General features: G+C 76.4%; 23 protein-coding genes. 7 read left to right on the forward strand and 16 right to left on the reverse strand.

Annotated elements, in window-relative coordinates:
* Nucleotides 1-70: 70 nt before the first annotated feature.
* Nucleotides 71-346 (forward strand): type II toxin-antitoxin system Phd/YefM family antitoxin, encoded by a 276-nt coding sequence (locus HKK73_RS18295; RefSeq protein ID WP_043658191.1) that lies wholly within the window; start codon nucleotides 71-73, stop codon nucleotides 344-346.
* Nucleotides 347-440: 94 nt separating this feature from the next.
* On the opposite strand, the gene HKK73_RS18300 is transcribed toward HKK73_RS18295, so the two are convergent.
* The 6 genes from HKK73_RS18300 to HKK73_RS18325 all read right to left on the reverse strand — a co-directional run bounded on the left by HKK73_RS18300 (nucleotide 441) and on the right by HKK73_RS18325 (nucleotide 8,148).
* Nucleotides 441-1,061 carry a D-alanyl-D-alanine carboxypeptidase family protein gene (locus tag HKK73_RS18300; RefSeq protein ID WP_043658194.1) on the reverse strand — a complete coding sequence of 207 codons (621 nt, stop codon included), beginning with the start codon at nucleotides 1,059-1,061 and terminating at the stop codon, nucleotides 441-443.
* A 163-nt stretch (nucleotides 1,062-1,224) separates the two neighbouring features.
* Nucleotides 1,225-4,158 carry an FAD-binding and (Fe-S)-binding domain-containing protein gene (locus tag HKK73_RS18305; protein ID WP_171468584.1) on the reverse strand — a complete coding sequence of 978 codons (2,934 nt, stop codon included), beginning with the start codon at nucleotides 4,156-4,158 and terminating at the stop codon, nucleotides 1,225-1,227.
* Nucleotides 4,155-5,042 (reverse strand): MurR/RpiR family transcriptional regulator, encoded by an 888-nt coding sequence (locus tag HKK73_RS18310; RefSeq protein ID WP_021482220.1) that lies wholly within the window; start codon nucleotides 5,040-5,042, stop codon nucleotides 4,155-4,157. Before HKK73_RS18310 ends, HKK73_RS18305 begins: the two co-directional genes overlap by 4 nt.
* Nucleotides 5,039-6,178 (reverse strand): N-acetylglucosamine kinase, encoded by a 1,140-nt coding sequence (locus HKK73_RS18315; RefSeq protein WP_216608017.1) that lies wholly within the window; start codon nucleotides 6,176-6,178, stop codon nucleotides 5,039-5,041. Before HKK73_RS18315 ends, HKK73_RS18310 begins: the two co-directional genes overlap by 4 nt.
* Nucleotides 6,179-6,298: 120 nt before the next feature.
* On the reverse strand, nucleotides 6,299-6,973 hold the full coding sequence (locus tag HKK73_RS18320) for a response regulator transcription factor (protein WP_043652811.1): 675 nt from the start codon (nucleotides 6,971-6,973) through the stop codon (nucleotides 6,299-6,301).
* Complete coding sequence (locus HKK73_RS18325) at nucleotides 6,970-8,148, reverse strand: sensor histidine kinase (RefSeq protein ID WP_253705977.1); 1,179 nt, start codon at nucleotides 8,146-8,148, stop codon at nucleotides 6,970-6,972. Before HKK73_RS18325 ends, HKK73_RS18320 begins: the two co-directional genes overlap by 4 nt.
* 108 nt (nucleotides 8,149-8,256) lie before the next feature.
* On the opposite strand from HKK73_RS18325, the gene HKK73_RS18330 reads away from it, so the two are divergent.
* On the forward strand, nucleotides 8,257-9,261 hold the full coding sequence (locus HKK73_RS18330) for a CPBP family intramembrane glutamic endopeptidase (protein ID WP_171468586.1): 1,005 nt from the start codon (nucleotides 8,257-8,259) through the stop codon (nucleotides 9,259-9,261).
* Between the two features lie 15 nt (nucleotides 9,262-9,276).
* Here HKK73_RS18330 and HKK73_RS18335 read toward each other — a convergent pair whose 3' ends face one another.
* The 4 genes from HKK73_RS18335 to HKK73_RS18350 all read right to left on the reverse strand — a co-directional run bounded on the left by HKK73_RS18335 (nucleotide 9,277) and on the right by HKK73_RS18350 (nucleotide 11,812).
* A complete protein-coding gene (locus HKK73_RS18335; RefSeq protein WP_137281316.1) occupies nucleotides 9,277-9,975 on the reverse strand; it encodes a DNA alkylation repair protein in 699 nt (232 codons plus the stop codon).
* Between the two features lie 78 nt (nucleotides 9,976-10,053).
* Nucleotides 10,054-10,839, reverse strand: a complete 786-nt coding sequence (locus HKK73_RS18340; protein WP_085387013.1) for an SDR family NAD(P)-dependent oxidoreductase — start codon at nucleotides 10,837-10,839, stop codon at nucleotides 10,054-10,056.
* 150 nt (nucleotides 10,840-10,989) lie between these two features.
* Nucleotides 10,990-11,601, reverse strand: a complete 612-nt coding sequence (locus tag HKK73_RS18345; protein WP_137281317.1) for a hypothetical protein — start codon at nucleotides 11,599-11,601, stop codon at nucleotides 10,990-10,992.
* Nucleotides 11,602-11,653: 52 nt separating this feature from the next.
* Nucleotides 11,654-11,812 carry a hypothetical protein gene (locus HKK73_RS18350; protein ID WP_021483806.1) on the reverse strand — a complete coding sequence of 53 codons (159 nt, stop codon included), beginning with the start codon at nucleotides 11,810-11,812 and terminating at the stop codon, nucleotides 11,654-11,656.
* A gap of 169 nt (nucleotides 11,813-11,981) precedes the next feature.
* Here HKK73_RS18350 and HKK73_RS18355 point away from each other — a divergent pair, with 169 nt between their 5' ends.
* Nucleotides 11,982-12,464, forward strand: coding sequence for a glutathione peroxidase (locus tag HKK73_RS18355; protein WP_114553905.1), 483 nt, complete (start codon nucleotides 11,982-11,984; stop codon nucleotides 12,462-12,464).
* A 3-nt stretch (nucleotides 12,465-12,467) separates the two neighbouring features.
* Here HKK73_RS18355 and HKK73_RS18360 read toward each other — a convergent pair whose 3' ends face one another.
* Nucleotides 12,468-13,130 (reverse strand): uridine kinase, encoded by a 663-nt coding sequence (locus tag HKK73_RS18360; RefSeq protein WP_253705707.1) that lies wholly within the window; start codon nucleotides 13,128-13,130, stop codon nucleotides 12,468-12,470.
* Nucleotides 13,131-13,160: 30 nt separating this feature from the next.
* A complete protein-coding gene (locus tag HKK73_RS18365; RefSeq protein ID WP_171468588.1) occupies nucleotides 13,161-14,039 on the reverse strand; it encodes an AraC family transcriptional regulator in 879 nt (292 codons plus the stop codon).
* A 129-nt stretch (nucleotides 14,040-14,168) separates the two neighbouring features.
* Here HKK73_RS18365 and HKK73_RS18370 point away from each other — a divergent pair, with 129 nt between their 5' ends.
* Both HKK73_RS18370 and HKK73_RS18375 read left to right on the forward strand, forming a co-directional pair.
* Nucleotides 14,169-14,714: a carboxymuconolactone decarboxylase family protein gene (locus tag HKK73_RS18370; RefSeq protein ID WP_171468589.1), complete on the forward strand. Its 546-nt coding sequence runs from the start codon at nucleotides 14,169-14,171 to the stop codon at nucleotides 14,712-14,714.
* 143 nt (nucleotides 14,715-14,857) lie between these two features.
* Nucleotides 14,858-15,505, forward strand: coding sequence for an MOSC domain-containing protein (locus tag HKK73_RS18375; protein ID WP_216608018.1), 648 nt, complete (start codon nucleotides 14,858-14,860; stop codon nucleotides 15,503-15,505).
* A 10-nt stretch (nucleotides 15,506-15,515) separates the two neighbouring features.
* Here HKK73_RS18375 and HKK73_RS18380 read toward each other — a convergent pair whose 3' ends face one another.
* From HKK73_RS18380 to HKK73_RS18390, 3 genes are all read right to left on the reverse strand, one after another.
* Nucleotides 15,516-17,282, reverse strand: coding sequence for a SpoIIE family protein phosphatase (locus HKK73_RS18380; protein ID WP_171468590.1), 1,767 nt, complete (start codon nucleotides 17,280-17,282; stop codon nucleotides 15,516-15,518).
* Between the two features lie 140 nt (nucleotides 17,283-17,422).
* Nucleotides 17,423-19,342 carry a heavy metal translocating P-type ATPase gene (locus HKK73_RS18385; protein ID WP_171468591.1) on the reverse strand — a complete coding sequence of 640 codons (1,920 nt, stop codon included), beginning with the start codon at nucleotides 19,340-19,342 and terminating at the stop codon, nucleotides 17,423-17,425.
* An 84-nt stretch (nucleotides 19,343-19,426) separates the two neighbouring features.
* The gene (locus tag HKK73_RS18390; RefSeq protein WP_171468592.1) at nucleotides 19,427-21,136 is read right to left on the reverse strand and encodes an alpha/beta hydrolase; all 1,710 of its coding nucleotides are present in this window, start codon (nucleotides 21,134-21,136) and stop codon (nucleotides 19,427-19,429) included.
* A gap of 118 nt (nucleotides 21,137-21,254) precedes the next feature.
* Between HKK73_RS18390 and HKK73_RS18395 the strand changes: the two genes are divergently transcribed.
* Nucleotides 21,255-21,533, forward strand: a complete 279-nt coding sequence (locus HKK73_RS18395) for a toxin HicA (protein ID WP_171468593.1) — start codon at nucleotides 21,255-21,257, stop codon at nucleotides 21,531-21,533.
* A complete protein-coding gene (locus HKK73_RS18400) occupies nucleotides 21,530-21,856 on the forward strand; it encodes a type II toxin-antitoxin system HicB family antitoxin (protein ID WP_043652837.1) in 327 nt (108 codons plus the stop codon). The genes HKK73_RS18395 and HKK73_RS18400 overlap by 4 nt, the downstream gene beginning before the upstream one ends.
* 81 nt (nucleotides 21,857-21,937) lie before the next feature.
* Here the strand turns inward: HKK73_RS18400 and HKK73_RS18405 are convergent, their stop codons facing one another.
* Entirely contained in the window at nucleotides 21,938-23,179 is a 1,242-nt protein-coding gene (locus HKK73_RS18405) for an SLC13 family permease (RefSeq protein WP_171468594.1), read from the reverse strand.
* Between the last annotated feature and the right edge of the window lie 74 nt (nucleotides 23,180-23,253).

A 23,253-nucleotide genomic window follows, 5' to 3' on the forward strand; every position in this document is an offset into this window, starting at 1 on the left:
GGGAAGAAGGGGTGCCTCTTTGGCAAGAATGAGGCTATTCACAGGCTCGTAGTCCGGACAGTATGAGCGCATGAAGTCGGTAGCTCTCAGCGAGGCGAGGGACAGGCTGTCGGCCCTGGTGGACGAGGCCGAGCGAGAGCTCCAGATCATGCGGATCACCCGGCAGGGGCGCGGTGCCGCGGTGCTGATGGCCGGGGACTACCTCGAGTCGCTGCGCGAGACGCTGTTCTGGCTGTCCGAGCCCTGCGTGCTCGACGACGTCGACGGGGCCCGTCGCGCCGCCGCCGAGGGCGCGACGACGTCCGGTGACGACCTGCGAGCATGGTCGGGGCTGCCGGCCCGGTGACCGCCGACCAGACCCCCAGCGTGGCGGCTCGAGGTCGCGACCGCGGCCGAGCGGTTGTTGCGACGCCTACCGCACAAGGTCGCGACCGCGGTGGTCAGGACCGGTACACCCAGTGCCACGGTTCGCGCGGGGTGTCCTCGACGAAGCCGAAGCGGCCGCCGTTGGTGCGCATCCACGCCTGGGCCCGATCGTCCAGGTCGAGGTCGACCGCGATGCCCCAGCCGTGCGGGCTGGTCCCCGGCTCGGCGGCGAGCCCGCCCTGGGAGTACAGGCCCTTGCGCGCGGCGACGTCGACCTGCGCGTCGTAGGACCGGTAGGAGTCCGTGATGCCGATGCGGACGCCGTCGCGCGCCGCCTCGGCGAGCAGGCCTTCGAGCGCCTGGCCCGCGGGCGCCCAGAGGCGGTGGCCGGTCGTCCCGACCTCCTGCAGGGCGGACCGGGGGATCTTCCCGTTGCCGTAGGCCGCGAGGTCGCCGGGGACGCCGTCGACCGTGCGCGTCCGGTCGGGACCGGTCGCGCCCGCCACCGCGGTGCTGCCGGTGCCGGTCGAGCCCGCCAGCACCGTGCTGAGGAGCTCGTCGAAGCGCGCGCCGGAGCCGCTCGCGACGGCGTCCGCGGCGCGAGTGTCGACGGTGCGGACGTCGACGGTGCGGGCGGGGCTGAGGGTCGCCTCGATGGCAGCCACCCGCTGCGCGATCGCGGTGATGCCGTCCATCCGGTCGTCCTCCTGGGGGCGTGCCGGCGGTGGCGTCCACCGGTCAGCGCTCCCTATGCACCGCGACGAGCGGTCTGCCGCCTCCCCGCGTCGCAGCGACCGCGCCGAGCGCCCGCTCCCGGCTCGACCGCGATCGCCCGCTCCCGGCTCGACCGCGCGGGGGTCAGACGGCCGCGCCGGGGCGCGTGGCCGCCTCGAGGAGCTCGAGCACGTGGACGTAGTCCTCGCCCGTGGCGCGCGACATGCCCATCTCGCACGTCCGGTTGCTCGACACGTACGCGTCGAAGCGCCCCTCGGGGAGCGTGCCGGCGCGGTGCGCGACCTCGTCCGCCTCGGCGCGCGTCGCGCCCGCGGTGAGCTCGGGGTGCAGCATCCCCCGGTCGCCGGCGAACCCGCAGCAGCCCCAGGCCGTCGGCACGGTGGCGCGCTCGGCGACGGCCTCCGCCACGGCCCGCAGGTCGTCCACGGCGCCCAGGTGCACGGTCGCGCACGTCGGGTGCACGACGACGTCCCCCGCCCGCGCGACGTCGAACCCGCGGGCCGCGAGGCCGGGCAGCACGTCGGTGCGCACGAACGTCACGGCGTCGACGACCCGCAGGCGGGCGAACCGGTCGCGCGTCCGCTCGTCGCGCGGGTCCGTCCCGGTGAGGTGGCGCGCCGTCTCGGCGAGGCCGTGGGTGCAGCTCGACGCGTCGCACACGACCGGCAGCTCGCCCTCGCGCGTGGCGACCCACAGCGCGTCTACGACCTTGCGGGCCATGGCGGCCGCGCCGTCGGGCAGGCCCTTGGACGACCACGGGGTGCCGCAGCACAGCCCGCCGATCCCGTCGGGGACCACGAGCCCGACGCCCGCCCGCTCGCACAGCGCCCGGAACGCGGCCTCGGCCCCGACCGGGCGGCTCGCGCCGTCCCCCCCGCACGCGCCCCCGGGCAGGCCGGCCTCGGCGGGCGCGAAGAGCTCGCCCATGCAGGACGCGAACAGCACCGCACGCGCGGGGGTGGCGCCGCCGTCGGGCACGACGGCCGTGGTCCCGCGGCGCGGCCCGGGGCCGGGCAGGTCGGCGTCGACGCGCGGCACGACGTCCGTCCCGACGACCCCGCGGGCGACCTCGGACGCGACGCGCACGAGCGGCGTCGGGAGCGCTTCGACGACACCGAGCGCGGCGCGCAGGCCCGTGACGACGGTCCCCCAGTGCTCGGCGGCGGCCGCTCCCCCGCGCTGCACGAGCCGCGGCTGCGACCGCGCGCGGTGGCCCTTCATGACGACGCCCGTGTCGATGCCCACGGGGCACGCCTCGACGCACAGCGAGTCCGCGGCGCACGTCGCGACGCCCTGGTAGGCGTACTGCCGCTCGAGCTCGCGCCGCTCGGCGGGCGGCGCGGCGGCCATCTCCTTGAGCAGCGCGATGCGCTGGCGCGGCGTGGTCGTCACGGTGCGCGACGGGCAGCCCGGCTCGCAGTACCCGCACTCGACGCAGCGGTCGACGAGCGCCGCGTCGTCCCCGCCCGCCGACGACTCGACCTTGAGGTTCCGCAGGTGCTCGTGGTCGTCGTCGGTGAGCACGACGCCCGGGTTGAGCAGGCCGTGCGGGTCGAGCAGCCCCTTGACCTCGCGCATGACGGCGTAGAGCTCGTCGCCGTACTGGCGCCGCACGAACGGCGCCATGATGCGGCCGGTGCCGTGCTCGGCCTTGAGCGTGCCGCCGTGGCCGAGCACGAGGTCGACGAGGTCGTCGCTGAACGCCGCGTACCGGTCGAGCTCGGCGCGGTCGCCGAGGCGCGGCGTGATCATGAAGTGCAGGTTGCCGTCCTTGGCGTGCCCGAACGTCACCGCGTCGCCGTAGCCCCGGCGCTCGAAGAGCGCGCCGAGGTCGCGCACCGTCGCGGTGAGGTCGGCGACGGGGACGGCCACGTCCTCGAGCAGCGCGGTGCTGCCCGCGGGCCGCGCGCCCGCGACGGCGGTGTAGAGGCCTTTGCGCACGCGCCACAGGCGCTCGCGCGTCGCGGCGTCGGTCGTCACCGTGGCGGGGACGGCCAGGGAGCCGGCGAGCGAGCCGACGACGTCGCGCGCCGCCTCCTGGAAGGGCGCGAGAGCGTCGGGGGTCGCCGCGCGGTACTCGACGAGGAGCGCGGTCTGCCGGTGGATGCCCGCCCCGGAGGCCAGCGAGCGCATCGAGGGATCGGCGGCCGGTTCCGCCGCGGCGACGCGGAGCGACGCCGCGTCGAGCAGCTCGATCGCCTCCGCGCCCGACGCGACGAGCGGCACGAGCGCGTCCGTGGCGTGCTCCAGCGAGTCGAGCACGAGGAGGGTCGTCGCGGCGTGCGCGAGGAGCGGCACCGTCCGGAACGTCACGTCGGCGACCCACCCGAGCGTCCCCTCGCTCCCGACGAGCAGGTGCTCGAGGATCTTCACGGGCTCGTCGTGGTCGAGGAACGCGTTGACGGAGTAGCCCATCGTGTTCTTCATCGAGAACAGGCGCTCGATCTCCGCGCGCGCCGCCGCGCTGCCCCGCACGCGGTCGCGCAGCTCCGCGAGACCGCGGTGGATCGCGGGCTCGGCGGCGCGCAGGCGCGCGTCGGCGTCGGGCGCGCCCGTGTCGACGACCGTCCCGCTCGCGAGCACGACCGTCATCGCCTCGACCGTCCGGTACGCGGTGCGCGCCGTCCCCGACGACATGCCCGACGAGTTGTTCGCCACGACCCCGCCGATCGTGCACGCGATCTCGCTCGCCGGGTCCGGGCCGAGCCGGCGCCCGTGCCGCAGCAGGTGCGCGTTGACGAGCCGCAGCGTCGCGCCGGGCTCGCAGCGCACGCGCTCGCCGCCGTCGAGCACCTCGACCCGGGTGAAGCGCGTGCGCGTGTCGACGAGCACGCCCGCGCCCGACGCCTGGCCGGACAGGCTCGTGCCGCCGGAGCGGAACGTCACCGGCAGCCTGCGGCGGGTCGCCTCGCGCATCGCGGCGACGACCCCGTCGCGGTCGCGCGCGCGCACGACGACCTCGGGCCGCAGGAGGTAGTGCGACGCGTCGTGCGCCTGCGCGACCCGCGTGAGGAGGTCCGTGCGCAGCTCGAGGCCCGGCGTCTCGACGGTGGTCACGGGCGCGTCCGGCGGTCGTAGCCGAGGCGGTGGGGCTGCACGGCCTCGTACGTCGCGCGCAGGTTCGCGGTCGTGCGGTCGTACAGGCGCTGCGCGACGCGCACGAACAGGAAGTCGACGAGCGCGAGCTGCGCGATGCGGCTCGACAGGGCGCCGGACCGGAACTGCGTCTCGCGCGCCGTCGTGGTGAGCACGAGGTCCGCGTGCTCGACGAGCGGCGACTCGGGGAAGTTCGTCACGGCGACGGTCGTCGCGCCACGGTCGCGCGCGATGCGCAGGGCGTCGTTCGTCTCGACCGTGAGCCCGCTGTGCGAGACGCCGACCGCGACGGCACCCTCGGCCAGGAGCGCCGCGGACTGGAGCTGGACGTGCGGGTCCGGCGACGCGAAGCACAGCAGCCCGATGCGCTGGAGCTTCTGCGCGAGGTCCTGCGCCGTGAGCCCGCTCGACCCGACGCCGAACAGGTCGATCCGCGTCGCCTGCGCGACCGCGGCGGTGACCTGCTCCAGCGCGTCGAGGTCGAGCATGCGCGCCGTCTCCTCGATGGTGCGCGCCTCGTGGAACGCGATCTTCGTGACGACGTCGTGCAGCGTGTCGTCGGGGTCGATCTCGCCGTGCGCGACGTTCGCGCGCTCCTGCTCGACGGCGCGGCGGCTCGTCGCCTGCGCGAGGTCGATGCGGAACTCCGGGTACCCGGCGTACCCGACCGCGCGGCAGAACCGCACGACCGTCGCCTGCGACGTCCCGACGAGCGCGGCGAGCTCCGTGATCGTCTTGCCCACGACGGCCGCCGGGTCGGCGAGCACGGCCTCGGCGATGCGCGCCTCGGCGGGCCGCAGGCTCGGCAGGGCCTGGCGGATGCGGACGAGGCCGTCGGCGGTCATGGGGTCTCCTCGGCGGTGGTCGGGTGCGGGGCGGTGCCGGGCGCGCCCGGCGGCAGGGCGGTCGGTGGCCCGGCGGTCGGTGGCGCGGCGGGGTCGCCGAGCGTGAGCCAGGGCGCGTGCCCGACGACGGAGCCCGGCTCGGTCGCGAGGCGCGCGGCGAGGTGCAGCGCGCCGTCGAGGGGCGTGCCCGCGGGGTCGACGAGCGCGACGTCGGGCCGCAGCACGGCGAGCCGCGCCCGGAACGCGTCCGTCAGGAGCGGGCCGATCCCCAGCACCCCGCCGGTCGCGGCGGCGAGCGGCGGGACGCCGTCGACGAGCGCGGCGGCGAGCGTCGTCGCGAGGTGGGTCCCGGCGCCCGCGAGGACCTGCCGCGCGACGGGGTCGTCGGCCCGGGCGGCGGCCGCGACGTCGGGCGTGAACGACGCGAGCACCTGGGCGCGGTCGGCGCGCGTGTAGAGCTGCCCGGGCCACGACGGCACCGGGCCGAACCGCGCGACGGCGGCGGCGAGCAGCGCCGGCGAGCCGCCGGAGTCGCGGCCGTCGTGCGCGGCGACCGCGGCCCGCAGCCCCTGCGCGCCGATCCACGACCCGGAACCCAGGTCGCCGAGCAGGTGGCCCCACCCGTCGACGCGGTGCCACACGGTCCGCAGGTCGGTGCCGAGCGCGATCGCCCCGGTCCCGACCGCCACCACGGCGCCGGGACGGCCCGACAGCGCGCCGAGGTGCGCGGTGAGCGCGTCCGCCGCGACGGCGGTGCGCGGGCCGGGCCGGGCGGCCGGGTCGCCGTCGACCGCGAGACCTTCGGCGGGAGGGAGGCCCGTGCGCAGCGCGGCGTGCAGCTCGGCGGGGTCGCGCACGAGGGACGCGAGGCCGGTCGCACCGACCGCGGCAGCGGCGACGCCGTCCGCGGCGAGAGCGGGGACCGCGGCACGGAGGGCATCGAGGAGGTCACGCACGACGTCTGCGGCGTCGCTCCCCGTGGGCCCGATGGCGACCGGTCGGCCGGTCAGCGCGACGTCGTCCGTACCCGCACCGGACCGTGCCGCGGCGGGCAGGCGGCGGGCGAGGAGGCGGCTCCCCGACCCCCCGACGTCGAGCCCGACGACCCACGGCCCCTCGGGCGTGCTGCTGCTCACGGGGCCAGTGTGGCACAAAGTTTCACAGCAGATGGTCAAAAGGGAGATTCTTGCCAGGATGTCCGGGCCGCGTGCGCTCACCGTACGCCGCCCGGCCCGCCGCGGGAACCCCCGCCGCGGTCATCCGTGCTCCGGGTCGTTCCGCAGCACGAGGGCGGCGACCTGGGTGCGCGACTCCACGCCGAGCTTGGCGATCACCCGGCTGACGTGCGTCTTCACGGTGGCGAGCGAGATGAACAGCGCCGCGCAGATCTCCGCGTTCGACATCCCCCGGGCGAGGGCGCGCGCGATCTCGCGCTCGCGCGGGGAGAGCGTCGCGAGGGCGTCGACCGCGGCGCTGTCCGGCGGTCGGGTGTTCTCGGCGGCGAGCGTCATCACCCGCCGCAGCACCGCGGGCGCGAGGACGGGCCGCCCCTGGGCCGCCGCGCGGACGGCGTGGGCGAGCTCGTCGGGCGGCGCGTCCTTGAGGAGGAACCCGCACGCCCCGGCACGCAGGGCGCGCACGACGTGGTGGTCCGTGTCGAAGGTCGTCAGGACGATGATCGCCGTCTCCGGCCGGAGCGCGGTCTCGCGCGCCGTCGCGACCAGCCCGTCGCAGCGTGGCATGCGCAGGTCCATGAGCACGACGTCCGGCCGGCAGGCCTCGATGACGTCGCGCGCGTGGTCCCCGTCGACCGCCTCGCCCACCACGGCGATGTCGGGCTCGCCACCGAGCATCAGGCGCAGCGCCGAGCGGACCTCCGGCTGGTCGTCGACGGTGACCACCCGGACGACGTCGGGCGACGGGCGGCTCACGCGGCGGGCCAGGGGATCGTCACCGACACTACGTGCTCGTCGACGCCCGGGCGGACGCTGACGCACCCGCCCACGGCCCGTGCCCGTTCCTGCATCCCGATGACGCCGAGGCCCGGTCGGGGCGCACCCTGCCGCGGCCCCGCGAGAGCGTTGCGCACGACGATCGCCAGCTCGCGGCCGGGAGCGCCGCTGATGGCGACGTCGACGCGCTGCCCGGGGGCGTGCCGCCGGGCGTTGGTGAGGCACTCCTGCACGATCCGGAACGAGTGCCGGCTGACGGTCGGGGGCAGGCGCTCGAGGTCGACGGCGCAGTCCGTCCGAGCGAGCGGTGTCTCGGCCACGAGCTCGTCGAGCCGGTCGAGGGTCGGCTGGGGCCGGTCGTCGTCCGACCCGCGCGGACTCCGCGCGTAGGTGAGGAGCTCGCGCAGGTCGGCGAGCGCCTGACGGCTGCTGTCGTGCAGGGCGGCGACGGCCTCGTCCCGGTCCGCGGCGTCGAGGTCCGTCCGGTGCCGCAGGACGCTCGCGTGCATCGCGGTCACCGAGAGGCGGTGGGCGAGGGCGTCGTGCATCTCCCGGGCGATCTGCGTGCGCTCCTGGTGGCGCGCGCGCTCCTCGCCGAGGCGCTGCTCCTCCGCGGTCAGCCGGACCCGCTCGTGCAGGGTGGCGACGAGCTCCCGCCGTGCGCCGACGGCGATGCCCGCGGCGAGCGCGACGGCGAGGACGACGGCGGTCGCGCCCACCGCGGCCACGACCTCCCACCACGGCAGCGCCACGCCGACCAGGTCGATCCCCAGGGCGGCCACCGCCAGGACGCCGACGAGCCAGACCGCCGCGACCGGCGCCAGCTCGCGCACCCGGCGCCGGGTGGCGAGCGACCCGAACGCGAAGAGGGCCGCCGGCACCGCCGCCGTCGAGACGACGGCGAGCACGGCGAGCAGCAGGGCGACGAGGAAGGGCGCGCTGCGGCGCCAGAGCACGACGACCCACGCGGCGACCCCGAACGCGAGGTCGAGGAACAGGAGCGCGGCGAACCGCACGGGATCGTCCTGCGCGCCCGGCGTGTCGACGCTGAGCGCGAAGTTGCCGAGGAACAGCAGGGCACCCGACAGGGCGACCGCGGCCAGGAGGCCGGTCTCGCGGAGGACCCGACGCCACGCCGGGCGCTGCGCGAACATGCTCACCGGAGCACTGTAGGCACCGACGAGCCCGGCGCCCCGGCTGAGGACGGGAAATCAGACCGATGACCGATACCGCGGCCCGAGCCGCCCGACCAGGCTCGACGCATGCACCCCTCGCTCGACGAGAGTCCCGTCCCGACGGCACCCGTGCCCGGCGCGCCGCTCATCGGTCCCGTGTCCCAGCCCACGCTCGACAGCACGACCGCGACCACCTTCGCCTACCACCGGGCGGCGCACGTCGACCTTCGCCCCGCACGGTGGTGGACCCCGCTCACCACGTTCGGCGCGACGGCGCTCCTCTACCTCGGGTTCCTCGCCCCGGTCGCCGCCGTCGCGGTCGCCTACGCCGTGCTGGTGCCCTACCGCCCCGGGCTGCCGACGCCGTCCGACGACTTCTCCGACCCGCTCAACCCGCTGGACTGGGCGATCGGCCTCGGGCTCATCGCGCTCCTGCTGCCCGCCGTCGTGCTCGGCGTGCGCTGGGGCGGTCGACGCCGCGGCACGATCCACTCGGTCGCCGGACGGTTCCGGTGGGGGCTCGTCGGCAGCGCGGTGCCGCTCGTCGTGCCGCTCTACGGCGTCGTCACCGTGGGCGGGTTCCTGCTCCGGCCGCCGTCCGACCTGGCGACCCCCACCGTGACCCCGGCCCTTCTGGTGAGCCTGGGGTGCATCCTCCTCCTCGGGCCGCTGCAGTGCGCCGCCGAGGAGTACGCGTTCCGCGGCCTGCCCCAGCAGATGCTCGGCACCTGGCTGCGCTCGCCCGTGTGGGGGATCGTCCTGCCGGTCCCGTTCTTCGTCGTCGGCCACGGGTACGACGGGGTGGGGCAGATCGGCATCGCGGCGTTCGCGCTCTGCACCGGGTTCCTCGTCTGGAAGACGGGCGGGCTCGAGCTGGCCGTGCTCGTGCACGTCGCCAACAACCTCTTCCTGTTCCTCCTCGCACCCTTCAGCGCCTCGTCGATGGAGCAGGGCGCGATCGAGCCGCTCGTGCTGCTCGTCGACCTCGCGCTCCTCGGCAGCGCCACCGCCGTGCTCACGGTCTGGTTCTCCCGCCGCGAAGGGCTGCGGATCCTCGAGCCGTGCTGCGGCCGGGTGCCGTCCCGGGGCTGAGGGCGACCCCGGCGCTCAGCGCGCGAGCCACTCCTTGCGCTCCGCGGGCGGCAGCTTCTCGACGGCGGCACGCAGCACGTCGCGCGACATCGTGGCGGCCCGCTCCTCGAGGAACGCCCGCAGCCGCTCGGGCTCGACGTCGCCCGCGTGCCGGAGCATCCAGCCGACGCCCTTCTGGACGTACGGCTCCGGGTCGTCGAGCAGCACCGCGGACAGCCGGAACGTGTCGTCGACCTGGCCGCGCCGCAGGAACGCCGCCGTCGCGACGACGGCGGAGCGACGGCGCGGCCAGTCGGGCGCGCGCGCCAGGTCGTCGAGCACGTCGCGCGGGCGGTCGAGCAGCCACGTCCCCAGCACCTGGGACGCGGTGAGGTCCACGAGGTCCCACGTGTCGATGCGGTCGTGCCGGCGCAGGAAGAGCTCCACGAGCTCCGCGTGCCGCTCGACCGTCACGCGCCGGGCGGTCGCCGCCTTGCCCATGATCGAGCACCCGCCGGCCCGCACCTCGTGGATCCGGTCCTCGAGCAGCAGCTCGATCTGGTCGACCGGCAGGTCGAGGGCGTTCTTCGCGAGCACGAACACGTCGCCCATGCGCACCCCGGCGACGGAGCCGCCGTCGCCCGGGAAGCTCCGGGCGGACGCGCGGCGCTGGGCCGCCGTCGCGCGGGCGAGCAGGTCGGCCCGGAAGTCGGTCGCCGTCGTGTACGGCGGCATCGTCCCTCTCCTCTCCTCCGGGCGCGTGCCCGGGGTCCTGTCGTCGTCGGGGGCCCGTGCCCCCGGCGGTCCTGCGGCTCAGCGCGGCGCCATGCGGATGGCGCCGTCGAGGCGGACCACCTCGCCGTTGAGCATCGGGTTCTCGACGATCGCGCGCACGAGGTGCGCGTACTCCTCCGGGCGCCCGAGCCGGCTCGGGTGCGGCACCTGCGCCCCGAGCGACTCCTGCGCCGCCTCGGGGAGCGACGCCATCATCGGGGTGCGGAAGATCCCGGGCGCGATCGTCATGACGCGGATCCGGTGCTGCGCGAGGTCGCGCGCGAGCGGCAGCGTGAGGCCGGCGACCCCGGCCTTGGACGCGGCGTAGGCCGCCTGCCCGACCTGGCCGTCGAACGCCGCGACCGACGCCGTCTGCACGACGACGCCGCGCTCCTCGCCGTCGGGGTCGGGGCCGTCGGGACCGAGCGGGTCGAGGGCGAGCATGCGCTCCGCGGCGAGCCGGACGACGTTGAACGTGCCGACGAGGTTGACGTCGACCACGCGGCGGAACGCGTCGAGCGCGTGCACCCCGGACCGGCCGAGGACCCGCTGCGCGAGCACGATCCCGGCGCAGCTCACGACGACGCGCGCCCCGCCCAGGGCGTCGGCGGCGTCCAGGGCCCGCGCGACGTCGTCCTCGCTCGTGACGTCCGTGGGGACGAACCGCGCCGCGTCGCCGAGACCCTCGGCGACCGCCGCGCCGTCGGACGACGCCAGGTCGGCGAGCACGACGCGCGCCCCGGCAGCCACCAGGCCCTCCGCCGTCGCGCGCCCGAGGCCCGACGCCCCGCCCGTCACCAGCGCGACCGCGCCCTCGATCCGCATCTCTCATCCTCCGTCAGCCGTGCGGGCTCCGTCGCCCGCCCCGCTGACCGTACCCAGGTAGAGCCGCAGGTCGCGAGATCGACCCGCCCCGGCGGCCTCCCGGACCGCCCGGGCCGGGCCGCGCGGCCGCAGGCGCCTGGCACGAGGGGCTCAGTGCGCCGGCATCTCCAGGCAGCCGCCGTCCGCGATCGGGCCGCCGGCCTCGAGCGTCACGGCGTCGGGCGCGACGCCCCCGAACACGCAGCCGCCCGGGACGGCGACGCCCACGCCGACGGTCGTCGCGACCTCGCCGGACGCCGTCGTGCCTACGACCTGCACCGTCTCGAACCCCGCGGCGGCGAGCGCCGTCGCGACCTCGTCGGCATCGACCGCCGAGCCGTCGGCGACCGGGTCGAGCGCGGCACGGACGGCGGGCACCGAGCGGGCCGCCTCGGCGTCACGCTCGGGCGTGCCCTGGCGCTGGCGGTACGCCTCGTTCGACGCGTCGAGCGTCGTCTCGCGCCCGGTCCCGGTGCCGGCCGGCGCGCTCGCCGGCGCGCTCGCGACCGACCGCTCGGCGGAGGCGTCCCGCTGGTCGGCCCACGACCGCATCCCGACCGTCACGACCGCGAAGTACCCGACGACGCCCACGAACGCGAAGATCGCGATGCCCACGACCACGCCGACCACCGCCCGGGTCACGGGCGAGGTGGTGTCTGGGCCGTCGTCCGGTCCCCCGTCGTGTCCGTGGCCCGGCCCGTCGTCCGGCAGCCGCGTCGTCATGCCCCGAGTCTGTCCCGCGCGGGCGCGGGAGGCCACCGAGATTCCGCCGCTCCTACTGCTCGCGCGCGGCGCGGACGCCCTCGAGCCAGCGGTCGAACTCCTCCGCGAGCTCCTGCGGGGACATCCGGAGCGCCTCGGCCGGGCTCGTCGCCTCCCGGCCTGCGACGTACAACCGGCGCACCATGTCGGTCTTCGGGGTCCACGGGCGCATGGAGGCGTCCCTTCTCTCGGCTGCTGGCATCGCGCACATACTTCAGCACGCCACGGGCAGGCTCGCGCGCGCTCGACCGGGGGTCGGGACGGGTTCCGCACGACGTCACACCCGCGGTGCGAGGATGGGACGGGCCCGGACGCGCCGGCGCCTCGCCCGAGGAGGTCCCATGAGCCTGTACGACATCCCGTTCGACGCCATGGACGGGACGGCGCACACCCTGCGCGAGCACGCGGACGACGTCGTGCTGGTCGTCAACGTCGCGTCGCGGTGCGGGCTCGCGCCGCAGTACGCGACGCTCGAGGCGATGCAGGAGAAGTACCGCGACCGCGGGTTCACCGTGATCGGGTTCCCCAGCAACCAGTTCCTCCAGGAGTTCGGCAGCAACGAGGCGATCCAGGAGTTCTGCTCGCTCACGTACGGCGTGACGTTCCCCGTGGTGGACCGCGTGCGCGTCAACGGCCGCCACGCGCACCCGCTCTACTCGGAGCTCAAGAAGACGCCCGACGCGGACGGCAAGGCGGGGCGCGTCACGTGGAACTTCGAGAAGTTCCTCGTCCTGCCGGGCGGCGAGGTGCACCGGTTCCGGCCGCGCACCCTGCCCGACGACCCGGCGATCGTCGAGCTCGTCGAGACGCACCTCCCCCGCTGACGCTCAGCGGACCACGAGCGCCGGGTGCCGCGGGTCGTCGACCCGCACGACGACGTCCGCCACGTCCTCGGGACGGACCTCCTCCGCGTACCGGCCGTAGGCGGCGAGCGTCCACGCCGCGTCGGGCGCGGTGCGGCGCGCGAGCGTCGCGGGGCGCAGGGCGAGGTGCACGGTGAGGTCGAGCGCGAGGCCGAGGCCCAGGCAGAGCGCGCCGTCGAGCACGACGACGAGGCCCGGCTCGGCCTCGACGTACGCGGCGCGCGTCGACCGGCTCGTCGCGGGGTCGCGCAGGCTCGGCAGGTAGCGGCCGGTACCACCCGGCCCGACGGCGTCCAGCACCTCGCGCCGGAGCCCGGCCACGTCGACCCACTCGTCGAGGAGCGCGTCGGGGTCCTCGCGCCCGCGCTCGAGGCGCAGCGACGCGGGGCGCCAGAAGTCCTGCACGCGCACGCGCGCGACCGGGCGGCCCGCCGCGCGGAGCGGCGCGACCAGACGATCCGCGAGGTCCTCGGGCCGCGTGGAGGGGTGGCCGTCGACGAGGAGGCGGACCGTCCGGGGCTGCTCACGCCCGACGGCGAGCACGCGCTCGACGACCCGGTCCACGAGGACGTCCCCGCTCACCGGCTCGACGCGCACCGGCTCGACCCGCCTCGGTTCGGCCGGCACCGTTCGCCCCGCAGCTTCGACCGCACCGCGTCAGGATGCCACGGGCGGCGCGACCGGGTCCGCGCGCTCGGCCAGCCACGCGCGCGGCGAGCGGCCGACCCGGTGGCTGAACGCGCGCGAGAACGCGGCGGGCGTCGCGTACCCGAGCTCGGTCGCTGTCCGGCTCACCGAGGCGCCCGCGCGGAGCCGGTCCTGCGCGACGGTGACGCGCCAGCCGGTCACGTAGTCGCCGGGCGGCTGCCCCACGACGGCGGTGAACCGGGCGGCGAACGCGCTCCGCGACAGGTGCGCCGCGCGCGCCATCGACGCGAGCGTCCACGGCTCCCCCGGCGCCTCGTGGACGGCGACGAGCACGGGCGCGAGGCGCTCGTCGGCGAGGCCGGGGAGCAGACCCGGCGGGAGGGCGAGGTCGTCGCCGTGGTCGAGGATCCACCGGAAGAGCTGCACGAGCACGACCTCGAAGAGCCGGTCGGCGAGGACCCGACGACCGCAGCGGACGTCGTCGATCTCGCGGAAGAGCAGGTCGAGCGCGGGCTCGAGCCCTGCCACGTCGTCGAGCGGCAGGACGAGCACGGGCGGCAGCGTCCGCACGAGGGGGTGCGTGGCACCGCCCTCGACGTCGAGCGTCGCGCACGCGAAGTCGGAGTCCTCGGTGGGCGCGTTGTGGAACGCGTGGTCGAGCGGGCGCGGGTAGAAGAGCAGGCTCGGGCGGTCGATGCTGCGGCGCTCCACCCGACCGTCCGCGCCGACGTGGGTCATGTCCATCTCGCCCCGCCGGAGCACGTGCAGGAACCCGCGCCCGGGCCGCGCGTCGAACGTCGTGACGCCGCACAGCGGCCCGGTGTGGAAGAGGTGCGTCCGCACGCGGAACCGCTCGAGCAGGTGCGAGAGCCGGTCGACGGGAGCCATCACCCCAGGATGCCAGACGATCGGACACGTTCCGAGGACGATTCGTTCCCCGTCGTCCGACGCGACCGACCAGGCTGGACGACGTCGGCCCCGCCGGGGCCGGCGTCCCCGCACCCGGAGGAGATCCCCGTGTCCCGTGTCCCCCTCGTCAGCCCCGAGTCCGCCACCGGCCCCGTCGCCGACGGGCTCGACCAGATCCGTGCCGCGTTCGGCGGCGTCCCGGCGATGTTCCGGGCGGTCGCGAACTCGCCCGCCGCCCTGCAGAGCATGTGGGGTGCGTTCGGCGCCCTCGGCACCGGCACGCTCGGCGCGGCCGTCGGCGAGCAGATCGCCGTCGCCGTCGCGAACCGGAACGCGTGCGAGTACTGCCTCGCCGCCCACACCGCGCTCGGGCGCAAGGCCGGCGTCGCGCGCGACGACCTCACCGCCGCGCAGGACGGCACCGCGTCCGACCCGCGCGTCGAGGCGCTGCTGCGCTTCGCGCTCGCCCTCGTGGACGAGCGCGGCCACGTGAGCGCGCAGGACGTGCAGGCGGTGCGCGACGCGGGGTGGACCGACGAGCAGGTGGTCGAGGTCGTCGCGCACGTCGCGCTCAACCTGTTCACCAACTACGTCAACGTCGCGCTCGACGTCCCCGTCGACTTCCCCGCCGTCGGTCTGCGCCGCGCCGCCTGAGAGGAGCCACCGTGCCGTCCCACCCCGCCGCACCGTCGCGCCCTGCCGCACCGTCCCGCCCTGGCGACCCACGCTCCCCGGCGCCCGCCCCGGGACCCGCGAGCGCCGTCGTGCTGGAGGTGCGCACCGGCGGGGTGGGCACGGTGGCCCACCGTGGGCGCGACGTGCCGACGGCGTTCCGCAAGCGGCCGCGCCTCGGCCCCGTCGCGGTGGGGACGGAAGGGCTGGAAGGCGACGCGCAGGCCGACCGGCGCGTGCACGGCGGCCCCGAGAAGGCCGTGTGCGTGTACCCGGTCGAGCACTACGCGGCGTGGCGCGACGAGCTCGGCGCGGACCTCCCGCCCGGCGCGTTCGGGGAGAACCTCCTGACGCGCGGGCTCACCGAGGACGACCTGCTGCTGGGCGACGTGCTCACCCTCGGGACGGCGACCCTCCAGGTGAGCATGCCGCGCCGCCCCTGCTATAAGCTCGCGGCGGTCCACGGTCTCGTCGACCTCCCGGACCGGGTCCAGTCGTCGGGCCGCACGGGCTGGTACCTGCGTGTGCTCACGCCCGGCACGGTGCGGGCGGGCGCGACCGCCGTCGTCGTCGACCGGCCGACCCGGCGCGCGACGGTGCGCGAGGTCAACCGCGTGATGAACCTCGACCGCGACGACCTCCCGGCCGCCGCGGCGCTCGCCGCGCTCCCGACGCTCCCCGCGCGCTGGCGCGACACGCTCGCGCGCCGGCTCCGGGGCGGGACCGAGGACGACCGGGCGCGGCTGCGGGGGCCGCTCGCCGAGGGTCCGTAGCGCCCGCCGCTCAGGCGTGGGGCGGCGCACCGCCGTCGGACGCCGCGGCCTCGTCCGCGCGCGGCAGGCGGACGACGAGCAGGCACGTGTCGTCCTCGTCGCTGCGGCCCCCGGCCTGGTCGAGCAGGTGGTCCCGGACGGCGGCAGCGTCCGCGTCCGCCGGGGCGCGGCCGAGGGCCCGCGCGAGCTCCGCGACGCCCTCGCGCTGGCCCCGGGCGCGGGACTCCACGAGGCCGTCGGTGTACAGCACGAGCACGCTCCCGGCACGCGGTCGCACCCGGGCGGCCGTGACGGGCCGGGGCGTGACGACCCCGATCGGCGTGGTGAGCGACTCGTCGAGCGGGCGGACGACGCCGTCGGGCGTGCGGAGCAGGGGCGGCGGGTGGCCGGCCCGGCAGTAGACGAGCTCGCGCCCTCCGTCGACGTCCGGCGGCCCGAGGGTCGCGACCACGCACGTCGCGACGTCGGCGAGGCCGAACTGCTTCACGAGCCCGTCGAGGCGCGCGACGACGCCGTCCGGCGTCGTGCCGTCCGCGGCGACGCTCAGCAGCGCGGACCGGATCTGGCCCATCGCCGCCGCGGCGTGCATGTCGTGCCCGACGACGTCGCCCACCACGAGGAGCACGCGGCCGTCGGGGAGCTCGAGAGCCTCGAACCAGTCGCCGCCGACCGCGGCCCCCGACGCGCCGGCCGCGGGACGGTAGACCACGGCGACGTCGAGGTCGTCGAGCGGGGCGAGGCGGGGCAGCATCCGCTCCTGCAGGGTGTGCGCGGCGTCGCGCTCGCGCTCGTAGAGCCGCGCGTTGTCGAGCAGGAGACCGATCCGGTGCCCGAGGTCCTCGAACATCACGGCGTCCTCGTCGCCGAAGGCCCCGGCCTGCGGGCTGACGACGGCGAGCACGCCGACGACCCGGCCCCGGGCCCGCAGCCCCACCGACATCGCGGAGCCGAGCCCGAGCTCTCGCATCGCCGCGAGCTCCTGCTCGTCCGCGTGCGGCGAGACCAGGTCGGGCGTGACGTCGAACGGCCGCGCGAACCGCGCGCCGCCCTCGAGCACGTCGACCGCCGCGAGCGACCGGTCGGCCCAGCCCGGCGTCCGGGACAGGCGCCGGGCCGCATCGGCGAGCGCCGGGTCGTGCGACGCGACGTCGGTGCGCGAGCGACGGTCCGGGTACGTCACCACGACCGCCCAGCCCGAGAAGACCTCGGCGACGGCGTGCGCCGCCTCGGCCAGCACGTCCTCGACGTCGAGGAGCTCGCCCAACCGCTCGACGAGCCGCGTCGTCGTGGTCAGCCGACGGTTCGCGGAGATCGCCGCGTCGAGGGCCGCCTCGCGCGACCTCGCCGTCTCGACCCGTGCGGTGACGTCTGCCTGGACGCCGACGAAGTGGGTGAGCGTCCCGTGGTCGTCGTGGACCGGCGAGATGGTGAGCTGGTTCCAGAACGCCGTGCCGTCCTTGCGATAGTTCAGCAGCGTCTCGCCCACCGTGCTGCCGTCGTCGACCGCGGCGCGGATCCTCGCGACCGCCTCGCGGTCGGTGCCCAGGCCCTGGAGGAACCGGCAGTTCGTGCCCAGCACCTCGGCCGCGGTGTAGCCGGTCGTCGCCGTGAACGCGGGGTTGACCCAGACCAGCGGCATACCGGGGGCGCGCGCGTCGGCGATGGTGAACGAGACGTCGCTCGCCGACATCGCCCGGCGTTCGAGCGCGACGGCGAGCCGCTCCGCTTCGGCCAGCGCGGCGGCCGGGGGGTCGGACGGGGAGGTCGAGGTGGCCACGGGGCGCCTCACGGTCGGACGGCGGGCGTCCTGTGCTCGAACGCCCGGAACACTGTCGCACGCGACGGCGGCCGGCGGGGACGCACCTCGACGCGCCGGCACCCGCGCCGCCCGAGCGCAGGACGGCTGAGCGCGGGGTGTCAGCGGGACGACGACGCCGGCACGAGCGGCTCGACGACCTCGGCACCCGGTGCCGCGCGGGGCGGCCCGGGCGGCGTCTCGTCCCTGCCCGGGCGGCTGGCGAGCAGCGCCCACAGGATGCACGCGAGGTCGACGCCCTCCTGGAGCCACGCGCCCGCGAGCGCGGGGAGCCGTCCCGTCGCGGCCACCACCATGAGCAGCCCGGACAGGGCGATCCCGATGCCGATGGCCTGCCACGCGACCCGCACGGTGCGCCGTCCGATCCGCACGGCGCCGACCGTGCGCGCGAGGTCGTCGCGGACGACGACGGCGTCCGCGGACTCGGTCGCGGCCGTCGAGCCCCGCGCACCCATGGCCATGCCGACGTCGGCCACGGCGAGGACCGGGGCGTCGTTCACGCCGTCGCCGACCATCATCACGGGACGGTCCGGCAGGCCGCGCACGGCGTCGACCTTGTCCTGCGGCAGGAGGCCGGCGCGCACGTCGTCGATGCCGACCTGGTCCGCGACGTGCCGTGCGGTGGCCGCGGCGTCGCCGGTGAGCATGACGGTGGTGCGGACCCCCGCCTCGTGGAGGGCCGCGACGGTGGGCCGGGCGTCGGCGCGCAGCTCGTCGGCGAGGAGCACGGTCCCGGCGTACGCGCCGTCGACGCTCACGTGGACGGCGCTGCGGCCCGCGCCGGGGACGGGGACGCCCGCAGGCGCGCCCGCGACGACGAAGGCCAGCCGCCCCACCGCCACGACGTGGCCGTCCACCGTCGCGCGGGCGCCCCGGGCGGTCTCCTCCGTGGCGTCCCGTGCCACGGGCAGCGCGAGGCCGCGGTCCTGGGCCGCGCGGACGATCGCCGCCGCGAGCGGGTGCACCGAGAACTGCTCGACGGCGGCCGCGAGCGCGAGCACGCGGTCCGGCGCGCGGTCGCCCTCGGGGAGGACGTCGACGACCACGGGGGCCCCGTGCGTCAGGGTGCCCGTCTTGTCGAACGCGACGGTGCGCACGCGCGCGAGCTGCTCGAGCGTGCCCGCGGACTTGACGATGATCCCGTTCCGGGCCGCGCGGGACATGCCGGACATGAAGGCGACCGGGGCCGCGATGATCAGCGGGCACGGCGTCGCGACGACGAGCACCTCGGCGAAGCGCGCGGGCTCACCGCTGACCACCCAGGCCACGACGGCCAGCGCGAGGGCGGCGACCGTGAACGGCACCGCGACGCGGTCGGCGAGGCGCACGAACGGCGCCTTGGACTCCTGCGCCTGCTTCACGAGCTCGACGATCGCCTGGTACTGCGAGCCCGCGGCCGTCGCGGTCGCCCGGACCTGCGCCGCCCCGCCACCGTTGACCGACCCGGAGAGCACGACGTCGCCGCGCTGGTGCTCCACCGGGAGCGACTCGCCGGACAGCGTCGACTCGTCGAGCGTGGCCGCCGCGCTGAGCAGGACGCCGTCCACCGGGACGACCTCGCCGGGCCGGACCCACACCTCGTCGCCGGGGCGCACGTCGTCGACGGGGACGTCCTCGAGCTCCCCGCCGGGCCCGGCCCGGTGGGCGACGCGCGGCGCGCCGGCGAGCAGGCTCGACAGCTCGCGCCGCGCGCGCCCGTTCGCGTAGTCCTCGAGCGCCTCGCCGCCCGAGAGCATGAGGCACACCACGAGGGCGGCCCAGTACTCCCCCACGAGCACCGTGGCCGTGACGGACAGGACGGCGAGCAGGTCGACGCCGTACGTGCCCGCCCGCAGGTCCGCCACCATGCCGCGCGCCCGGACCACGACGAGCACGAGCGCGAACGCCGAGACCACGACCTGGGCCGAGAGGGCCGGCCCCCAGGCCTCGAGCACGCCGGCGAGACCACCCACCGCCACCGTGGCGACCACCCACGGGTAGCGCCGGGCGGCCTCCGTCACGCGGCGGCCCGGTCCGGTCATGCCTCCAGGGTGGGCATGCGCCGGGACGGGTCGCCAGGGCCGAACGGCCGTGACCGCGGGGACCAGCGGGCAGCGCCCCGCGGGTCAGACGACCGGCAGGCGCAGCGCCTCGCCGAGCGGGACCGACGGGCCCTGGAACGGCACGGCGTCCTGCTCGCACGTCGCGCCGTCGGTCGCGTCGAGGTCCACGAGGTACCGCGCGACGGCGGCGTCCGCGCACGCGCTCTTGCCGATGATCGTGTGGCCCCAGCCCTCGACGGTGAGCACGCGGGCGTCGGGCCAGCGGTCCGCGTAGGGCTGCGTGAACCCGTACGGCGTCGCGGGGTCGAACCGGGTGCCGACCACGAGCACGGGGGCGTCCGTCGTCTGGTCCCACGGGCCCGTGAACGCGTCGCGGTCCTCGACGGGCACGAACTCGCACTGGACGCCCACCCAGCCGCGGAAGCGCCCGAAGTGCGGGTACTGCGCGTCGAGCGCGTCGACCTTCGCGGGGTACTGCCACGGGCGGCCGGGGGTCGTCGTGTCGACGCACAGGCTCGCGAGCGCGCCGCCGACCGACGCGTAGTCCTCGGCGAATCCGGCGCGGCGGAGCAGCTCCCCCAGCGAGGGCAGGGCGCCGAGGGTGCGCTGCCGGTCCGCGGCCGCGGGCGGCTCGACGGCGCCGCTCAGCACGGCGAGCGACGCGAGCGTGAGGTCGAGGTCGCCCCACGCGACGGGCTCGTACAGGTACTGGAAGACGAGCGCGACCGTGTCCGGGTAGCCGACGCGCACGCTCGTGCCGTCGGGGAGCGGCACGTCGACGGGCGCCTCGCGGAGCGCGGCGTAGGTCGCCTCGACGACGTCGGCCGGGTCGCCGAGCGACGCGAGCGCGCACGCCGACGGCCCCGCCTCCGCGCACAGCCGCGCGAACTCGCCGAACGTCTCGGTCGCGCCGGCTGCCTGCCCGATCCGGGCGCCGATCAGCTCGCGCGAGCCGACGCCCGACCACGCGTCGACGTCCATCGTGCCGTCGAGCACCAGGGCGCGGACGCGGTCCGGGAACAGCGCGCCGTACGTCGCGCCGAGCACCGTGCCGTAGGAGTACCCCACGTAGCTGAGCTGCTCGTCGCCCACGGCCTGGCGCAGCAGGTCCATGTCGCGCGCGACGTTCGCCGTCGAGGCGTGGGCGATCCGGTCGCCCGAGAACAGCGTGCACGACGCCCCGAACGCCGCCATCTGGCCGAGGTAGCGCGCCTCCTCGCGGTCGGTCACGGGGAACGCGGGCAGGCCCGCGAGGAACGCGTTCTCGCGGTCCTGGTCGCGGAAGCACGTCGCGGGGTCGGACGTCCCGACGGCGCGCGGGTCGAACCCGATGACGTCGAACCGCGCGAGCACGTCGTCGTCGAAGAGCGAGCCCCCGAGCAGGTGCAGCGTCTCGACTCCCGGGCCGCCGGGGCCGCCGAAGTTGGTGAACAGGCTCCCGATCCGCTGCTCGGGGTCGGACGCCGGGAGCCGCGTGAGGCCGATGGTCGTCGTGCGGCCGTGGGGGCGGTCGTAGTCGGTCGGCACCTGCGCCGTCGCGCACTCGAACGCCTCGAGGCCGTCGCCGTCGCACGGCCCCCAGGCGATCTCGGGCACGGGGGCCTCGACCTGGGCGGCCGTGGTCGGGGCGGGTCCGGTGCGGGCCGACGCCGTGGCGGCACCGGTGCGGGCGGGCTCACCCCCCGGGCCCGCGACGGCCGCGGCGGGGACCCCGCCGAGCAGGAGGACCGCCGCCAGCGACGAGGCGGCGGCGCGGACGGTTCGTGTCGTCATCGATCGCGAAGTCATCGCTCCCCATCCGACCACGGGCCCGTGGCGAGCGCACCCGGACCTGTGCGGCCGAGCACGCCGGCCACAGCGGGGTGGTACCACTATTGGTACCGTAGGTCTCGTGACGAAGCGAGACAAGGTGCTGGACCGCATGCGGAACAGCCCGGGCAGCGTTCGCTTCGACGAGCTCGCCGCCGTGTGCGACCACTACTTCGGCGAGCCCAGACGCAGCGGGGGCTCGCACCACGTCTATGCCATGCCGTGGCCCGGCGACCCCCGGGTCGACATCCAGAACAGCAACGGCCGGGCCAAGGCCTACCAGGTCAGACAGGTCCTCGAGGCGATCGACAGGCTCGAGGCCATGCACGAGGAGAACGACTCCACGGAGGAGGAGAAGTGAACGCCGCCGAGCACTACAGCTACCGCGTGTCCTGGTCCGCAGACGACGGAGAGTTCGTCGGTACGGTTCTCGAGCTGCCCTCCCTCTCCTGGCTCGAGCCCGAGTCGGCCGCCGCGTTCGCCGGGATCCGGAAGCTCGCCTCCGAGGTGGTCGAGGACCTGGCAGCCTCTGGCGAAGAGGTCCCCGAGCCCCTGTCCGAGCGCCACTACTCCGGCGAGTTCCGCGTGCGGATCCCCCCGGCCATGCACCGTCGGCTCGTCGAGGAGGCTGCCGCGCAGGGCATCTCCATGAACCGTCTCGCCAACCACAAGCTCTCAGCCTGAGACAGCACGGAGCCCGCGTCCGGAGATCTCGTCTCGTCTCCTCGCGCGGCCTTCGTCATGGCGCTCGGCCGTGATGCCGGGTCACCTCGGCCAAGTCAGCGCCACGACGGCGACCCCCGCCGCGACGGCGAGGGGCGCGAGCACCAGGCCCTGACGGATCACGTGCCACGCGGGCGGCGGCTCCTGCCCGAAGGTGTGACGGCGGTACTGCTGCCACCACAGCACGGTCGCGAGCGACGCCCACGGCGTGATCAGCGGCCCGGCGTCGACCGCGACGAGCAGGGTCGCGAGCCGCTCGACGTCCTCGCCCGCCGCGGGGAGCAGCGCGAGGAACGCGGGCAGGTTGTTCACGAGGTTCGCCGCGACGACGCCCGTCGCGGCGAGGCGGGCGAGGTCGCCCGGCCCGGTCCCCGTGCCCGCGACGGCGGCGAGGAGGTCGCCGAGCCCGTGCGCGTGCCAGGTCTCCACGACCACGAACAGCGCCGCCACGACGAGCGCCGACCGCCACGGCAGCATCTCGCGCACCGGCACGAGCGGGCGCACGCGCCGCCACCACGTCGCGAGCGCGAGCACCGCCGCGCCCGCGAGCGCCGTCGGCGCGACGGGCAGCTCGAGCGCGAACGCGACCGCGAGGAGCACGACGACGGCCCCGGTGACGCGCAGGAGCACCCGGTCGGGCGGCGTCGGGCCAGGGCCCACGAGGTCGAACCGCCCGCGCAGGTGGCGGCCGTGCAGCGCGAGGAGCACGACGACCGTCACCGCGAGGACCGCGAGCGCCGGCGCCCACATCACCCCGCCGTACCCGGTGCCGAACCGCTCCGCCGCGAGCAGGTTGGTGAGGTTCGAGACCGGCAGGAGGAGCGACGCCGTGTTCGCGAGCGCGAGCACGGTGAGCGCGAGCGGCAGCGGTCTGGTGCCCGTGCGTCGGGCGAGGGCGAGCACGACGGGCGTGACGAGCACCGCCGTCGTGTCGAGCGACAGCACGACGGTGCTGGCCGTCGCGAGCAGCACGACGAGGACCCACAGCACGATCCGCCGACCCCCGGCGAGCCGCGCCGCCCGGGCGGCGACGGCGTCGAACAGGCCCGCGCCCGCGCACAGCTCCGCGACCACCGTGATGGCGAGGAGGAACACGAGGACCGGCCCGGTGCGCACGAGCAGGTCGCGCGCGTCCGCCGCGGGGAGCAGACCCGTCGCGGGGAGCGCGACGACGACCGCCGCGGCGAGCAGCCACGGCGGCGGACGACGGCGGCGTCGCCGGTGAGCCGTGCCCGCGGCGGCGCCGGAGTCCGCGCCGACATCAGCGGGAGGCTCGGTCGTCACGGCGGTCACTGTACGACCGGTGCGCCTCGCTCGGCGGTCCTGAGGCTCGTGCCCTCGCAGCCACGGGGGCGCGC

Origin of the sequence: Cellulosimicrobium sp. 72-3 (assembly GCF_013127315.1) — a bacterium.
Taxonomy (GTDB): Bacteria; Actinomycetota; Actinomycetes; order Actinomycetales; family Cellulomonadaceae; genus Cellulosimicrobium; species Cellulosimicrobium funkei.

What these genes read in the sequence shown, in the direction of transcription:
- HKK73_RS18295 (WP_043658191.1), top strand. Translation starts at nt 71, where the DNA reads ATGAAGTCGGTAGCTCTCAGCGAGGCGAGGGACAGGCTGTCGGCCCTG.
- HKK73_RS18300 (WP_043658194.1), bottom strand. Translation starts at nt 1,061, where the DNA reads ATGGACGGCATCACCGCGATCGCGCAGCGGGTGGCTGCCATCGAGGCG.
- HKK73_RS18310 (WP_021482220.1), bottom strand. Translation starts at nt 5,042, where the DNA reads ATGACCGCCGACGGCCTCGTCCGCATCCGCCAGGCCCTGCCGAGCCTG.
- HKK73_RS18325 (WP_253705977.1), bottom strand. Translation starts at nt 8,148, where the DNA reads ATGTTCGCGCAGCGCCCGGCGTGGCGTCGGGTCCTCCGCGAGACCGGC.
- HKK73_RS18330 (WP_171468586.1), top strand. Translation starts at nt 8,257, where the DNA reads ATGCACCCCTCGCTCGACGAGAGTCCCGTCCCGACGGCACCCGTGCCC.
- HKK73_RS18335 (WP_137281316.1), bottom strand. Translation starts at nt 9,975, where the DNA reads ATGCCGCCGTACACGACGGCGACCGACTTCCGGGCCGACCTGCTCGCC.
- HKK73_RS18340 (WP_085387013.1), bottom strand. Translation starts at nt 10,839, where the DNA reads ATGCGGATCGAGGGCGCGGTCGCGCTGGTGACGGGCGGGGCGTCGGGC.
- HKK73_RS18345 (WP_137281317.1), bottom strand. Translation starts at nt 11,601, where the DNA reads ATGACGACGCGGCTGCCGGACGACGGGCCGGGCCACGGACACGACGGG.
- HKK73_RS18350 (WP_021483806.1), bottom strand. Translation starts at nt 11,812, where the DNA reads ATGCGCCCGTGGACCCCGAAGACCGACATGGTGCGCCGGTTGTACGTC.
- HKK73_RS18355 (WP_114553905.1), top strand. Translation starts at nt 11,982, where the DNA reads ATGAGCCTGTACGACATCCCGTTCGACGCCATGGACGGGACGGCGCAC.
- HKK73_RS18365 (WP_171468588.1), bottom strand. Translation starts at nt 14,039, where the DNA reads ATGGCTCCCGTCGACCGGCTCTCGCACCTGCTCGAGCGGTTCCGCGTG.
- HKK73_RS18385 (WP_171468591.1), bottom strand. Translation starts at nt 19,342, where the DNA reads ATGACCGGACCGGGCCGCCGCGTGACGGAGGCCGCCCGGCGCTACCCG.
- HKK73_RS18390 (WP_171468592.1), bottom strand. Translation starts at nt 21,136, where the DNA reads ATGACGACACGAACCGTCCGCGCCGCCGCCTCGTCGCTGGCGGCGGTC.